The organism is Microbulbifer mixtoriginis (SeqCode) (genome assembly GCF_052467235.1).
Genome location: NZ_CP174305.1, coordinates 1,877,450 through 1,891,069, shown reverse-complemented (window position 1 = coordinate 1,891,069; position 13,620 = coordinate 1,877,450). Strand labels below are relative to the sequence as shown.

Annotated in this window: 15 protein-coding genes; 7 read left to right on the top strand and 8 right to left on the bottom strand. The window is 47.9% G+C overall.

Features of this window, described 5'->3' with window-relative positions; genetic code table 11:
* Positions 1 to 26 precede the first annotated feature (26 nt).
* The 6 genes from ACJJIO_RS08250 to serA all read right to left on the bottom strand — a co-directional run bounded on the left by ACJJIO_RS08250 (position 27) and on the right by serA (position 6,075).
* Positions 27 to 476 carry a cupin domain-containing protein gene (locus tag ACJJIO_RS08250; RefSeq protein WP_252083650.1) on the bottom strand — a complete coding sequence of 150 codons (450 nt, stop codon included), beginning with the start codon at positions 474 to 476 and terminating at the stop codon, positions 27 to 29.
* Positions 477 to 501: 25 nt separating this feature from the next.
* On the bottom strand, positions 502 to 1,653 hold the full coding sequence (locus tag ACJJIO_RS08245; RefSeq protein WP_444910706.1) for an MBL fold metallo-hydrolase: 1,152 nt from the start codon (positions 1,651 to 1,653) through the stop codon (positions 502 to 504).
* Positions 1,654 to 1,796: 143 nt separating this feature from the next.
* Positions 1,797 to 2,579 (bottom strand): LytR/AlgR family response regulator transcription factor, encoded by a 783-nt coding sequence (locus tag ACJJIO_RS08240; RefSeq protein ID WP_252083648.1) that lies wholly within the window; start codon positions 2,577 to 2,579, stop codon positions 1,797 to 1,799.
* Positions 2,576 to 3,652 (bottom strand): sensor histidine kinase, encoded by a 1,077-nt coding sequence (locus ACJJIO_RS08235; protein ID WP_444910705.1) that lies wholly within the window; start codon positions 3,650 to 3,652, stop codon positions 2,576 to 2,578. The genes ACJJIO_RS08240 and ACJJIO_RS08235 overlap by 4 nt, the downstream gene beginning before the upstream one ends.
* A 62-nt stretch (positions 3,653 to 3,714) precedes the next feature.
* Positions 3,715 to 4,623, bottom strand: coding sequence for an EamA family transporter RarD (rarD, locus tag ACJJIO_RS08230; protein WP_444883034.1), 909 nt, complete (start codon positions 4,621 to 4,623; stop codon positions 3,715 to 3,717).
* 204 nt (positions 4,624 to 4,827) lie between these two features.
* Positions 4,828 to 6,075, bottom strand: a complete 1,248-nt coding sequence (serA, locus tag ACJJIO_RS08225; protein WP_444910704.1) for a phosphoglycerate dehydrogenase — start codon at positions 6,073 to 6,075, stop codon at positions 4,828 to 4,830.
* A 150-nt stretch (positions 6,076 to 6,225) separates the two neighbouring features.
* Between serA and ACJJIO_RS08220 the strand changes: the two genes are divergently transcribed.
* The 6 genes from ACJJIO_RS08220 (at position 6,226) to ACJJIO_RS08195 (ending at position 11,035) form a co-directional block, all read left to right on the top strand.
* A complete protein-coding gene (locus ACJJIO_RS08220) occupies positions 6,226 to 6,888 on the top strand; it encodes a fumarylacetoacetate hydrolase family protein (RefSeq protein ID WP_444903337.1) in 663 nt (220 codons plus the stop codon).
* A 140-nt stretch (positions 6,889 to 7,028) separates the two neighbouring features.
* A complete protein-coding gene (locus ACJJIO_RS08215) occupies positions 7,029 to 8,537 on the top strand; it encodes an aldehyde dehydrogenase (RefSeq protein ID WP_444910703.1) in 1,509 nt (502 codons plus the stop codon).
* Between the two features lie 239 nt (positions 8,538 to 8,776).
* Complete coding sequence (locus ACJJIO_RS08210; protein ID WP_252083642.1) at positions 8,777 to 9,175, top strand: biotin/lipoyl attachment domain-containing protein; 399 nt, start codon at positions 8,777 to 8,779, stop codon at positions 9,173 to 9,175.
* 69 nt (positions 9,176 to 9,244) lie between these two features.
* A complete protein-coding gene (locus ACJJIO_RS08205) occupies positions 9,245 to 9,559 on the top strand; it encodes a putative signal transducing protein (protein WP_252083641.1) in 315 nt (104 codons plus the stop codon).
* Positions 9,560 to 9,723: 164 nt separating this feature from the next.
* Positions 9,724 to 10,110, top strand: a complete 387-nt coding sequence (locus ACJJIO_RS08200) for a SpoIIAA family protein (protein WP_444899614.1) — start codon at positions 9,724 to 9,726, stop codon at positions 10,108 to 10,110.
* A gap of 163 nt (positions 10,111 to 10,273) precedes the next feature.
* The gene (locus ACJJIO_RS08195; RefSeq protein ID WP_444910702.1) at positions 10,274 to 11,035 is read left to right on the top strand and encodes a TerC family protein; all 762 of its coding nucleotides are present in this window, start codon (positions 10,274 to 10,276) and stop codon (positions 11,033 to 11,035) included.
* Between the two features lie 78 nt (positions 11,036 to 11,113).
* Here ACJJIO_RS08195 and ACJJIO_RS08190 read toward each other — a convergent pair whose 3' ends face one another.
* Both ACJJIO_RS08190 and ACJJIO_RS08185 read right to left on the bottom strand, forming a co-directional pair.
* A complete protein-coding gene (locus ACJJIO_RS08190; protein WP_444883029.1) occupies positions 11,114 to 11,569 on the bottom strand; it encodes a phosphate-starvation-inducible PsiE family protein in 456 nt (151 codons plus the stop codon).
* A gap of 76 nt (positions 11,570 to 11,645) precedes the next feature.
* Complete coding sequence (locus ACJJIO_RS08185) at positions 11,646 to 12,242, bottom strand: esterase/lipase family protein (protein ID WP_252083637.1); 597 nt, start codon at positions 12,240 to 12,242, stop codon at positions 11,646 to 11,648.
* A gap of 268 nt (positions 12,243 to 12,510) precedes the next feature.
* On the opposite strand from ACJJIO_RS08185, the gene ACJJIO_RS08180 reads away from it, so the two are divergent.
* On the top strand, positions 12,511 to 13,458 hold the full coding sequence (locus tag ACJJIO_RS08180; RefSeq protein ID WP_444910701.1) for a DUF5996 family protein: 948 nt from the start codon (positions 12,511 to 12,513) through the stop codon (positions 13,456 to 13,458).
* Positions 13,459 to 13,620: the final 162 nt, after the last annotated feature.

The following is a 13,620-nucleotide window of genomic DNA, read 5'->3' as shown; positions in this document are numbered from 1 at the left end:
CATTAAATTTTATTTTTTATGTTGCCTTAATTTATTTTTTCTTCTGGATTTTTGAAAATGGTTGTTGGTTCCCCTTCAGGGCCAGAGTAGAAAAGAATGATAGTTACTGGTTCACTACCATCGTTGCGACCATAATGCCATTTATTGGTGACCTCAATAAAAGCTTTTCCCTCTCCGAGAGTTAGTGTTTCTTTTTGTCCAGGAAGAACAATAGTCAACGTGCCTTTCTCAATATACACACCGTTTAAAACAGGATGTTTGTGTACTGGCATTTGCTTTCCTGGGGGGATTTTTACGCGAACAATAGTTAGCTCTTGTTGACCCGGTTTCATTTCAGGGAGTTTATGCCCCTCCCAGTCTTTGCTTGAAGCCACTAATTTTTCGAACGTTACACCACCAATATCTGCCTCTCCCTTAGCACTTAAGGGAAGTGTTAGGCAAGCAGATACAAGAATCATAGTTTGAAGAGACTTCATAAGGAGTTTCCATATGATTTTCAGGTTAGAGTTTAGAGCCGCTATTTTCTGTTGATTGCTTATGTTGTATGTCTTGCTTAATTGTGGGTTTTTTACTTGCTTTATTGTTCTTGCTGTCTGATGGATACTCCACCCTACATTGTCCGCGTCCACTATCTTCAAGTGTTATTTTATCTAAGTCATCCATTACTCTGATAGGGCCCGTGTAATAGTTGCTCATGCCGGCAATAAATTCCTTTTTATCGGCTTCCGTTACCGGGGGTGGAATAAGATGAGTCAAAGCTACAGATTTTACTCCAGCTTTAGTTGCCATTTTGGCAATATCCAGGGTGTTAGAGTGATAATGAATGATTTGATCCGCTTTTTTATAGCGAAGTCGTGCCCTGCGATTGTTCCCCGTTTGCTTGAGTTTACTAATGTATTGAGCATAGCTGAGGGCTTCAGAAATTAATAAATCCGCGTCACGTTCAATATTTTCCAGGCCATCGAATACATGGGTATCTCCGGTGATAATCACTTTACAGGGACCGAAACGTATCTCATAGCCAAATGCTGGAAATACGGGTTCATGATGTACGGCAAAGACAGAAACCGTAGTGTTTCCATGGTGCCAGACTTCCTGAATAACTTCCGATTGATCTCCGGCAATGTTTATTAGGTGTGGAGTGGCAACAGCTAAAACGGGATCGAGTATCCCTTGTCTATTTGCTGATCTAAAGAGAATATCGGGTCCAAAACTCTTCCTGATCCCCTCCATAATGTTGAAAATACCGTAGGGCCCATAAACGTTGATCGGTTTGCTGGCGCCTACAAACCAAGATTCATTAATCACCATTGCCAGACCCCCAAAATGATCGGAGTGCCAGTGAGTAATAAATATAGGGTCCACTTGAGCCAAGTTAAGATCCAGCTGGCCGATACGCGCTGTCGTACCTTCACCCGCATCAACTAGGAATAATTTTCCACTACTGCGTATTGCTACACAGGCAGGGTGGCGCAGCCATTGATAGGCCGGGTCCGGGGTTCCGGTGCCACAGAAGTAAACATGCATCTTGCCATCGTCTTCCACATAGGGAGGATAGTGACGAAGGGATTCAGGTTGTTTGGCTGTCGAATGAGAAGACAGAATTGAGAAGAGTAGAATGGCCAGGAAAAGTTTGGTGAAAACTTTCTGCATTTTTTTGCCAATCGTTGATCTTGGAGATAAACCAAGAGTAAGCCCGGATCTATAAAACTTCCATTTTGTTCATCCCTAGACTTCAGATCTTATCTTTTTAAGTTCTTTTAATTACCGAGGTATAAAACCAGTCTTTGCTTTGGTTACATTTGCTTAAATAAGTGCATATAGCGTCTGCTGACAGGCAAAACTTCCTGGCAATATTTTAAATGTATTTGAGCTGTATCTCCGTCTCGGATGACATGTTGAATGGCTTTAAAGTTAACGACTACTGAGCGATGTACTTGTACGAAATGTTGTGGGTCCAGCTGGGCAGAAAGGTCTTTTAGGGGTGTTTTAATCAGTGCTTCAGATGTCTTCCCATGTGATTCACTCCAGGCTATTAGCGTATATTTTTCATCGGAACGTAAATAGTGGATATCCTCTACCGCGATTAAACGCAGGGTGTTTCCAATAGAGGCTTTAATCCAGCGCAAATAATTGCTTGGTTGCGTCTTTTGAAACTGCTCGGTAATTTGTTCCAACGACTGAAGGCTGTTTTTTACTGAGCTTGTCATTTGCAGGCGTTCTTGCAGACGAGACACGGTGTTGGCTAGTCGGTCGTTTTCCACAGGCTTAACCAGATAATCCAGGGCTTCTTGCTGGAAGGCCTTCACGGCATATTGATCGTAGGCGGTAATAAAGACCAAATGGGCGCGGCGGCCAATTTCCTGTGCTGCCTCAACGCCGGAAATACCCGGCATTTGGATATCGAGAAAGCAAATATCCGGCTGGTGGAGTTCAAATAACTCTATGGCTTCTCGGCCATTGCGCGCCTCCGCCACAACTTCCAATTCGGGCCATTGGGCGGCAAGTTTGCGAATAAGGGCTTGACGCAGTAGGGGCTCATCATCGGCGACCAGGGCGGTAGCAGTGCACAGTGTCATAGGTGTTGTTTCCTGGCGATAGGGTAGTGGATTTCTGCGAGTATTCCCCGAGGTTGTAGGGCCGATAATTCCAGCGAAGCCGTTTCCCCAAAAGTAAGGCGTAAACGTTCTCGCAATGTTGAAAGTCCTGTCCCCATTCCGCTGGTTTTACCTTGCATGCCCACCCCGGTATCTTGAACTTTTACCCTGCACATACCTTTATGTAGGAGTACACGTATTTTTATTTCACCGCCGCTTTCGCTGGGATCTATGCCATGGCGAACGGCATTTTCAACAAGGGTCAATAAGGCCAAAGAAGGGCAGGGTAGTGAGTGAACCTCTTCATCGGCATTGATAGAAAAATGCAGGCGATCGGGCATGCGCATTTTCATCAGGGACAGGTAAGCTTTGACCAGGGACAGTTCTTGGCCAAGAGTGCTCTGGCTTGAATCCAACTGTGGAATGGTTGCACGCAGATAGGTGATCAGGCTGTCCAGTAGTGCTGGTGCCTGTGGAGAGGCGGAATCCACCAACTCGCGCACATTAGCGAGCGTATTAAAAAGGAAGTGTGGCGTTACCTGGGACTGTAACAATCGCAAGCGACTATCCAGTGCCTGCCGCTCCAGTGCGCCCCGCGCACGTTCAAATTGTCTGGCCTGCTCGCGTACTATTTCATCTCGCTGGCGCAATAGTGCGGACATGGCGATCCAGGGGGCAAACAATACACCGGTTACCATAATGGCAAGAAAGCCCAGGTGCTGGTCGTGGTTTTGCCAAAATGAGGGTCCACCTTCTTCTGCTGTGCCCATGTAGACGGTCAGTAAGGCCAAGGGTATGGATAGAGCTACCCCAACAACTTGAAGGGCCCAGCGCGGTAATGATTGCGGTAACTTTTGGGGCCAATGTTCCAACAGTCTGTAAGACAGCAGCGCGGCCAGTGCGGAACTGCTGGTGCGCACCAGCAGTTCTGGATAAGTACCTTTCCAGTAAAGTCCTAGGAGCAGGGTCCAAGCCAGTATGGCGATTAGCACCGTAAGTAACTGCTGCCGGCCAAGCGGCAACTTATCGATTGAAAGTCGAGGGGGTTGGTGCATGGCGGTACTTAATCCTTATCCGTAGCCGCCATTTTCACACACTGGGCTGGCGAAGCTTATCCTTAAAGTGAGGCCTTGCCCTGCAAATGGAGTTTGCGTCTTTGCGCCAGGGCATCCATTGAGTAGAGCGCTAGACCCATCCATACAAACATAAAGGTAGTGAGTTTGCCCTCGCTAAATGGCTCACCAAGCATTTGGGTGGCGACCACCAGCATTAGTGAGGGCCCGATGTACTGCAGGAATCCCACCGTGGATAAGTTCAGCCTGCGCGCAGCAATAGTGAATAACAGCAGTGGCACTAGTGTGACGGGGCCGGCCAGCACCAACAGACTGTTTAGTTCCCAGCCGTTATTCAATAAGTTACTGGTGGGGCTGGCGCTCCAAAGCAGGTAGATCAAGGCTACCGGCAACATATACAGGGTCTCTATGGCCAGTCCGGTAAGGCTTTCCACCGGCGCACGTTTGCGCGCAAGCCCATAGAGGGCGAAAGACCCAGCCAGGAATAGGGCGATGACCGGCACACGGCCGAACTGCCAGAGTTCGTGGACAATACCCATGGCGGCAAGCGCCACCGCCAACCATTGTAGGCGCCGCAATTTTTCCCCTAGGAATAAAACCCCCAGGACAATATTGATTAATGGGTTGATGTAGTAGCCGAGACTACTTTCCAGCAGGTGGCCATTGTTAATAGCCCAAATAAATACCAGCCAGTTACCGCCAATCAGTGCGGTAGTAAGGGCCAACACCCGCATTTTCTTGTGGTCGCGCAGAGTGCGGATAAGATCGGGCAATTTCCCCAGCAGTAACATAATCAGCAGCGCCAGCGCGAAGGACCAGATACTGCGGTGGGCGAGGATCTCAGCTGCGGGAATGCCTTGTAGCTGATTAAAGTAAATTGGGGCCAGCCCCCAAATAAGGAAGGCGGCAACGCCGGCGAGAAAGCCGGTAGTGGCGGTATCGTTGTTGCGCAAGGGAACACCTGCTATGGAAAATGCGATGTTGGCTTGGGCCCGGTCATGCGAGAGGGTGCGTGTGGGACTGAACCAACAGAATAGGAGCTGCTATTGTAGAAGTGAGCGCCATGGTGGATCAATCCTTTTATCGATCAGCTGAGGGCGCAGAAAGACGGGTGGCAGAGGAGTTGCACACCCGTCCATAGAGGGCTTTCTAGGGAGCTAGAACAACACGCGGCAGCGCAGGGTGCCGGGGATATTCTTCAGTTTTTCCAGCGCTAGGTCCGAGTAAGCCGCATCCACATCAATCACCACATAACCCACTGTCTCGTTAGTCTGCAGGTACTGGGCAGAGATGTTGATGGCATTATCTGAGAACACCTGGTTAATGGCACTCAATACACCGGGGACATTTTTGTGGATATGCAGCAGGCGATGGGTACCAGCGTGTCCTGGCAGTGCCACCTCGGGGAAATTCACAGAGCTGGTGGTGGTACCGTTATCGGAGTAGTGCGCCAGTTTTTCCGCCACCTCGGTGCCGATATTTTCCTGGGCTTCCATGGTGGAGCCGCCCACGTGGGGAGTCAGCAGGGCGTTGTCGATGCCGCGCAGTGGGGAGAGAAATTCATCGTCATTGCCGCGTGGCTCTACCGGGAATACATCAATAGCGGCACCGGCCAGGTGCTTACTATTGAGGGCTTCTGCCAGGGCTTCAATATTCACCACGGTGCCACGGGAGGCGTTTAGCAGTATGGCGCCAGGCTTCATTTGTGCGATTTCTTCGGCACCCATCATCATTTTGGTAGAGGGCAGCTCGGGTACATGCAGGGAAACGACATCGGACTCGCGCAGTAACTCCTGCAAGGAGCCTACCTGGCTGGCGTTGCCCAACGGCAGCTTGGTGATGACATCATAAAATTTCACCCGCATACCGATGGCCTCTGCCATGACTGATACCTGCGAGCCAATAGCACCATAACCGATAATACCCAGGGTTTTACCGCGGGCTTCGAAGGAGCCCACTGCGGATTTGAGCCAGCCACCGCGATGGCACACGGCATTTTTCTCTGGGATGCCGCGCAGCATGAAGATGGTCTCGGCGATAATCAGCTCCGCCACGCTGCGGGTATTGGAATAAGGCGCGTTAAATACGGCAATACCGAGCTCAGTGGCCGCTTGCAGGTCCACTTGGTTGGTTCCGATACAGAAACAGCCAACGGCAACCAGTTTTGGGGCATTTTCTAGCACCTTGCGGGTCAGCTGGGTGCGGGAGCGAATACCGATAAAGTGGGCATCCGCGATCTTCTCGATCAACTGATCTTCGGGCAGGGAAGTTTTCAAAAACTCTACGTTGGTGTAGCCACGGGAGGCCAACAGATCAATAGCCGACTGGTGTACACCTTCCAGCAGCAGGATGCGAATCTTGTCTTTTTGCAGGGACTTTCTTTGATCGGAATTGTGCGGAGCCATAAACTATCTCTTCACTGAGTGCGGGTAACGCGATGTAAAAAGTGCTTTGCCACTTCTAAGAGGTGCCGAAGTCAGGCGAAGGCGCGATCATAGCACATGCTGGTTATATCGCTTTATTCGAAATTCCTATCCTAACTATCTTATTTATTTATGTACCAACACCAATTTACCTGTGGCAGTGAAGTTCCTTACAAGCTGGGCAAGATTATCTGTGTGGGGCGCAACTATGCCGACCACGCCGCCGAGTTGAATAATCCGGTACCTGAGGAGCCGTTGCTGTTTATCAAACCGGCTACTGCGGCAGTAGAAATGGCCAAACCTATTCACCTGCCCACGGGACGTGGCAGCTGTCACTTCGAGGGTGAGTTGGCACTGCTGATCGGTAAGAAATTGACCGACGCCAATGCGACAGAAGTTCCCCCGGCAATTGCTGGGCTGGGTCTCTCGCTGGATCTCACTTTGCGTGATTTACAGTCACAACTTAAGCAAGCCGGGCACCCCTGGGAAAAGGCCAAGGGCTTTGATAATTCCTGCCCCCTTTCTTCTTTCGTCAAATTGGACTGGTTGCCGGATTGGGACAAGCTTAGTTATTCGCTGTGGCTAAACGGCGAGCAACGTCAGTGTGGTAAAACTGAGCATATGCTCACCCCGATACTCGATTTGGTGGCCTATATCAGCAGTTACTTTACTCTTGAACCCGGCGACGTGGTGTTGACTGGCACCCCAGCGGGCGTCGGTGAGCTGCATCACGGCGACAAGCTGATGATGCAGTTACAGGATGATTGGTTACAGGTGGAGACTGAGGTCGTGTAATTCTACTTAGGGGCCTGCCTCTTAGGGCCCCTTAATGTACTTGCCAAGCCACAATAAGCCGGATGCCAGCAACCCCTTTGATTTGTGATCACATTTTCGATATAACCTGAAAAAACTAATAGTCTCAGACGAGGTGTGCCATGAAAGAAGAAAATAATATCCCGCAAAACCTGCAGGAGTGGCAGGCTCTGGCGGCCTCACTCAAGATTGAAGGCCGAGCCTTTATCAATGGCGAGTATGTAGATGCTCTATCTGGGGAAACTCGTGCCACCTATAACCCCGCCAATGGTGAAGAGTTGGCGCAGATCGCCAGCTGCGGTCCACAGGATGCCGATCTGGCAGTCAATGTGGCACGCGAGACTTTTGAGTCCGGTGTCTGGTCGAAAATGCCGCCGATGCAGCGCAAAAAAATTCTGGTGCGATTTGCCGAAGCGATCGAAGAACACTTAGTGGAAATTGCCCTGTTGGAGAGCCTGGATGCGGGTAAGCCCATTGGCGATACCATGGCCGTGGATGTTCCCGGGGCAGCCACCACTATTCGTTGGAGTGGTGAGGCCATCGACAAGATCTACGATGAAGTTGCTCCTACAGGCCCGGGTGAGCTTGGTCTGGTAACCCGCATGCCGCTGGGGGTGGTGGCGGCAATCGTGCCCTGGAATTTCCCATTGTCCACCACCGCTTGGAAGTTGGGGCCGGCGTTGGCCACTGGCAATAGTGTGATTCTGAAGCCGGCCTCCAATACCCCGCTGACAGCGATTAAATTGGCTGGTTTGGCCAAGAAAGCAGGTCTGCCCGATGGCGTACTGAATGTATTACCGGGACCAGGTAGTAGCTTGGGTAAGGCGCTGGGCCTGCATATGGATATCGACTGCCTCACCTTCACCGGTTCCACCGAAGTAGGCAAGACCCTCACCGAGTATTCCGGTCAGTCAAACTTGAAGCGTACTTTCCTGGAGTTGGGTGGAAAGAGCCCGAATATTGTCTTTGCTGATGCCGACTTGGATAAGGCCGCCGATGCAGCAGCACTGGCCATTTTCTATAACCAGGGGGAAACTTGTACTGCGGGTTCACGCCTGCTGGTAGAAAAGAGCATCGCCGATGAGTTTATTCAAAAGGTAAGCAAGGCTGCTGAGCGCTTTAAGCCCGGCCACCCACAAGATCCCAATACCGCAATGGGTGCGCTGATCGATCGCAGTCAGTTCGATACGGTTGAATTCTATGTGGCCAAGGGCCTGGAGCAGGGCGCGCAACTGGTATGTGGTGGTCAGCCGGTGGATGAGGTGGCCGGTGGCTACTATTACGAGCCTACCGTATTTCGCAATGTGACTGGCGAAATGACCATCGCCCGCGAAGAGATTTTCGGCCCGGTACTGTCGGTGATCGAATTTGAAACAGAGGAGGAGGCGCTCGCCATAGCCAATGATTCCATCTACGGGCTGGCGGCGGGTATCTGGACCAACAACTTGGGCCGCGCCCATCGTATGGCCCGCGATATCTATGCGGGCTCTGTGTGGGTCAATAACTACTTTGGCGGGGATATCACTGTCCCATTTGGTGGCTTTAAACAGTCGGGCAACGGCCGGGATAAGTCCCTGCACGCCTTGGATAAGTACTGTGAATTAAAATCCACCTGGATAGATCTCAGCTAGATTCACTCTTCCTGCATCTTAGTAGCATAAATTTACAAAAGGGCCACAAATAGTGGCTCTTTCTTTGCCTCGCTAGTTTATTTATCACTCCTTTTATTTTCCTGTCACCTAGCTATTCAATCTGGCGTGAATTATTTAGTCAGCTATACCTAAGTTATCGCCTTTTAAAAATGCCTTCGGCGACATGGCCCATAAACTGGGCTGGAGTCTGTGGAAAAACCAGCTTGAGGAGAATTGGCTTGAGAAAAATCTGCCTGTTTGTCGTTATCCTGGCTGTCAGCGGAATAACACCTCTACGGGCAGCGGAGGCCCCCAGGTTTGGAGAAATTGCGGGGCTAGTCAGTGTGGAGCGAATATATGCCCAGGCAATGCGCACCACACAGGTCCACAGTTTGATTGGCAATTGGATGGAAGTATTTGTCCGGCATGGCGATGCGGTGGAAAAGGGGCAACTTTTGGCGGTTTACAAAAGTACTAGGGGGAGGGCTGTGTTGGAATATATTGCCAGTCGTTCCGGGCGGGTACTTATTAATAGCCGGGCAGCACTGAATACCGTAGAAAGTGTTCTGGAAATCATCACGGTCCCCCATGAAGAATATTGTCGACATGTAGATTGCACAGCTGCGACAGAGGAATAGAGCTGATCTATTGGGTTCATCTACTGGTTGTGGGTATTCTGGGGGTTCTGGAGCAGGGCCTCTTACCTCATGAAACTCATTTATACCCATGAAAACCGCCTCCTGGTGGAGCTGGTTAAAAGTCGCCTGGAAGTTGCCGGTATAGCGGTCAAACTGAAAAATGAATTTGCCCAGGGTGCATCTGGAGAGCTGGCCCCGAACCAAGCTTGGGCGGAACTTTGGTTGGAGCGAGACCGAGATTATGAGCGGGCCTGTCAGCTATTACAGGATGCCGAAGCTGAACAGAGAGGCTGGACCTGCCCCAGCTGTGGTGAAGAGAACGGGGCGGCCTTTGACTATTGTTGGCAATGCGGAAAATCACGGCCGGTAGCCTGTGAAGAATAGCTATTTTCATGTGTCCAAATTGTATTCCTTCAAGCAGAAGTAATGTTCTTAGCCTGATAAAAATAAAGCATTAATTTTTGGCGCAACGACTTCTAAGTGTTTATTTAGAGTGTGTATTGAAAGCTAACTTATCCTGTGTAGAAAACGTCAGTTAAGGGTGACCTATGAGCGATCAACCTCACGGTGTTTCTATCGGTTTGGAGCAACAAGGCAATCACTTCTTTTTGACTCTGCGAGCTCGCGGAAAACTGACGCATGAGGATTACCAGACCATGGTACCCATGCTCAACTCTGCTATTGCCGGTGTAGAAAACCCCAAGATTGATTGTCTAATGGATGCCAAGGAGTTACAGGGTTGGGAGCCGCGCGCTGCTTGGGACGATTTAAAGTTAGGGTTATCTCATGGCCGTGAGTTTAATCGGATTGCGGTAATCTCTGAGAAGCGCTGGATGAAAATAGCTAGTAAAGTGGGGAGCTGGTTTATCAGCGGTGAGTATAAGGTATTTGATTCTGAAGATAAGGCCATGATCTGGTTGCGTCAAGGCGAATAGAGTAGCTTAATATGGCCTACTCCCTGACACTCTCTTCTGAACACTGAGTTAGTAGAGAAGTCAGGTGACTACAAAAGATAAAGTTTGGCGCTGACTGTGCCATATTGGCCTCCCCTAGTTACGGGAAGAACATTTCAGAATAATTAATGGATAAGGAATTTTTATGTTCGAGTGGATAGCCAGCCCGGAAGCCTGGGTTGCTCTGGCTACATTGGCAGCGCTGGAAATAGTTCTGGGTATCGATAATATTATTTTTATTTCTATTCTCGTTGGGCGCCTTCCGCCCCATCAGCGCGAACCGGCTCGTTTTATTGGCCTGACCCTTGCTATGGTAATGCGCTTAGTATTATTGTTTTCCATCGTCTGGATTATGGGGCTGGTAGAGCCGCTGTTTAGTATTTTTTCAATGGAGATATCTGGTCGCGATATCATTTTAGTGGGAGGCGGCTTGTTCCTGATCGCTAAAGCCACACATGAAATACACAACAGCTTGGAGGGTGCTGAGACTGATTCGGCCTCACTGGGGACCGCCGGCTTTGGCATGGTGCTTCTGCAAATTGCCATTCTCGACATCGTATTTTCACTCGATTCTGTGATTACTGCCGTAGGTCTGGTGGATGAAATCTCCATTATGGCTGTCGCCATTGTTCTTGCGGTAATGGTTATGCTGGTAGCCGCTAAACCAATAGGTGACTTCGTCGATCGTCATCCCACGGTTAAAATTCTCGCGCTGGCGTTTTTGATTATGGTTGGACTTACCCTGGTGGTAGAAGGTTTTGATGTGCATGTACCCAAGGGGTATATCTATTTTGCCATGGCATTCTCGATGGCAGTGGAGATGCTTAATTTGCGCCTACGTAGTAAGAAAGAGCGCAAAACAAAGCCGGTGCGGTTACATCATGCATTACGTGAGAGTGATAACTAGTATATAAATCCAATCTTAATTGGGCGAATGGTGAATCAGCACTTCGCCCAATTTAAAGTGACTAATATACTGTAAAAATTAGTAATTACTTCTTTTGTTTTTCAGTATTAGGTAGGTTAATCCTAGTGCTAGAGTTGCAGCTGCCAGCCCGATTAATTCTCCCGCACTGACTTTATCCAGATCCAGAATTATAAACTTACGCGCAAGCGCCAGTATAGCAATTAAGACTACAACGGTAGTTTGAATAATACTCTGCTGCTTGGTTACCACATATTGCAGGGTGTGGCTGAACTCCAGTGCAATCAGTAAGGTAATAATCTCACCGAAAATAGTCTGGAATACTTTGTGATCAAGAGGATCTTTCATGCCGATCAATAGCATGGAGTATACAGAATAGGCAAGACGACTAATGGCGATAATAACAATTACAATAATGATAAAGGTGAGAAGTAGTGCAATAAAGCTTTCGAATTTACGGTAATAATTCTGGATGGCACTTTCTGGCTTGGCGGTCTCTTTATCTGAATTACTCATAGTTAATTGCCTGTGAAAGTAGGCTAGGCATATTAAGCATTTAGAATTTTTTAATGAGGCTATTCATAAAATATATTTACTCCATACCTGTTATGACTTCATTTTTCATCAATGAAATAACTTTAGTACTCATTGGCATTAATCTGTGTAAGATAACCGGAACCTCATAAGATACACCAATTCCCAGCTGGGCACTGCTGTGTGGCATTATGGTGATGTCGTATTTAGTCCAAATTGAGACAGGTTGGGTTTGTTCCAAGAGGTGTATTGACTTGTTTAAAGATTTTAAGAAGTCACTACCCACGCGTAGCTGTTTCCCTCCTTTATATGGCAGAAAATTTGCCCAATAGCTACCATGGTGTGGAGAGGCAATAGAGATAAATTTATGCACCTTATCAATACCGCTCATGGCTTGTAGGTAATAGCGCGCGACAATTCCCCCCATGCTAAATCCTATCAACGTACAAGTCTCCTCTCCCTTAAGTATATTCTCCATCTTTGCCATTAATTGAGCGGATAAATGCTCCATACCGTGCCAACCTGAGTTGTAACGCAAGTGAATGTAATGTGTGTTATAGCCTGCTTCAGAAAGTATACGTTGCATTTTTAACAGAGAGGTACCCCGGTCAAAAATCCCGGGGACTAATAGAACAGTATGGCTTTTGCGGCTCATGCGTGACAGGTATTCAGTTGTTTAGAGTTGGTATGTTTGGGGTAACGCGATTAACTTATTAGTTTCTCGACTGAAGAGTGTAGTTTGCAAGTCAAAGGCGTGGGAATTTGCTTGGTGACACTAATAATGTATTTGTAAGTTATGTTGGCATGTAGAGAATCATTTGGTGTCGATAATGTTACTGTTGTGGATTTTTCCGAATGCTGCTTATTTTTTTGCTGAGGCAGTAGCCTTTTATTTTATTTGTTGTGAGTGATCGGAGTGAAATATGAAGATGCCTTCAAATCGTTCTAAGAATTCAGATTGGCCTGAACTTCACTTTCAAGATTGGTCAGACACAGTGGCCACATTACATCTGTGGACACAGATCATTGGTAAGATTCGCTTGGTTCAGACACCTTGGACAAATCACTCCTGGCATGTGCCTTTTTATATATCAGCAAGGGGATTGAATACCTCTCTGATCCCCTATGATGGAAGAGCTTTTTCTATTGAATTTGATCTTCTTGAGCATCAACTTTCAATATTGGTCAGTGATGGTGGCAGGCGTATCATACCGTTAACGCCAATGTGCGTTACCGATTTCTATATGGCGGTTATAAATGTAATGAGGGATCTTGGTCTTTCAGTTGAAATCTATACCACACCTAGTGAGATTGCCAATGGTATCCCCTTTGAAGAGGATAGGAATCATTGTCATTATGACTCAAGGTTTGCAACCCGTTTTTGGCAGGCGCTAGTGCAAATAGATAGAGTTTTTAAAGAGTTTCGTTCCCGTTTTATAGGGAAATGCAGTCCTGTACATTTTTTCTGGGGAAGTTTTGATTTAGCGGTTACACGTTTCTCTGGCAGAGAGGCACCTCTGCATCCTGGAGGCGTTCCAAATTTCCCTGACTGGGCTGCTCAAGAGGCATACTCTCATGAAGTCAGTAGTGCTGGGTTTTGGCCCGGCGGAGGAGGTTATAAAGATGCTGCATTTTATTCTTATACGTATCCTGCATCTGATAAATTTTCGGGTCAAGAGGTTAGTCCGGATTCTGCGTTTTATTCAAAGGAGCTGTCTGAATTTATCCTTCCTTATGATGAGGTGAGGAAGTCTACTGCACCAGATGAAACATTATTGGCTTTTCTGCAGAGTACCTATGAAGCTGCAGCGAGCACTGGAGGGTGGGATCGGAGTGCTCTAGAGAAAGAATTTATTCCAAAAGCTAGATAGAAATATTGATAGCAAAATCATAGGTATGATTATTAAGGTGGATGTAATCTTGTTTTTGTATGGTAATTCCTGAGCTGAAAATAAACTATCTTACACGTAATTAGGGAGGGAAAACTAAAGTTAAAATTTCTTGTGTGTTTATTTTTTGCTAAGCTTGGATAT

Bases quoted from the DNA above. Each gene is read 5' to 3' on its own strand.
- ACJJIO_RS08185 (WP_252083637.1), bottom strand. From the start codon at position 12,242: ATGAGCCGCAAAAGCCATACTGTTCTATTAGTCCCCGGGATTTTTGAC.
- ACJJIO_RS08245 (WP_444910706.1), bottom strand. From the start codon at position 1,653: ATGCAGAAAGTTTTCACCAAACTTTTCCTGGCCATTCTACTCTTCTCA.
- ACJJIO_RS08195 (WP_444910702.1), top strand. From the start codon at position 10,274: ATGTTCGAGTGGATAGCCAGCCCGGAAGCCTGGGTTGCTCTGGCTACA.
- ACJJIO_RS08240 (WP_252083648.1), bottom strand. From the start codon at position 2,579: ATGACACTGTGCACTGCTACCGCCCTGGTCGCCGATGATGAGCCCCTA.
- ACJJIO_RS08220 (WP_444903337.1), top strand. From the start codon at position 6,226: ATGTACCAACACCAATTTACCTGTGGCAGTGAAGTTCCTTACAAGCTG.
- ACJJIO_RS08205 (WP_252083641.1), top strand. From the start codon at position 9,245: ATGAAACTCATTTATACCCATGAAAACCGCCTCCTGGTGGAGCTGGTT.
- ACJJIO_RS08235 (WP_444910705.1), bottom strand. From the start codon at position 3,652: ATGCACCAACCCCCTCGACTTTCAATCGATAAGTTGCCGCTTGGCCGG.
- ACJJIO_RS08200 (WP_444899614.1), top strand. From the start codon at position 9,724: ATGAGCGATCAACCTCACGGTGTTTCTATCGGTTTGGAGCAACAAGGC.
- ACJJIO_RS08180 (WP_444910701.1), top strand. From the start codon at position 12,511: ATGAAGATGCCTTCAAATCGTTCTAAGAATTCAGATTGGCCTGAACTT.
- ACJJIO_RS08215 (WP_444910703.1), top strand. From the start codon at position 7,029: ATGAAAGAAGAAAATAATATCCCGCAAAACCTGCAGGAGTGGCAGGCT.
- ACJJIO_RS08190 (WP_444883029.1), bottom strand. From the start codon at position 11,569: ATGAGTAATTCAGATAAAGAGACCGCCAAGCCAGAAAGTGCCATCCAG.
- serA (WP_444910704.1), bottom strand. From the start codon at position 6,075: ATGGCTCCGCACAATTCCGATCAAAGAAAGTCCCTGCAAAAAGACAAG.
- ACJJIO_RS08250 (WP_252083650.1), bottom strand. From the start codon at position 476: ATGAAGTCTCTTCAAACTATGATTCTTGTATCTGCTTGCCTAACACTT.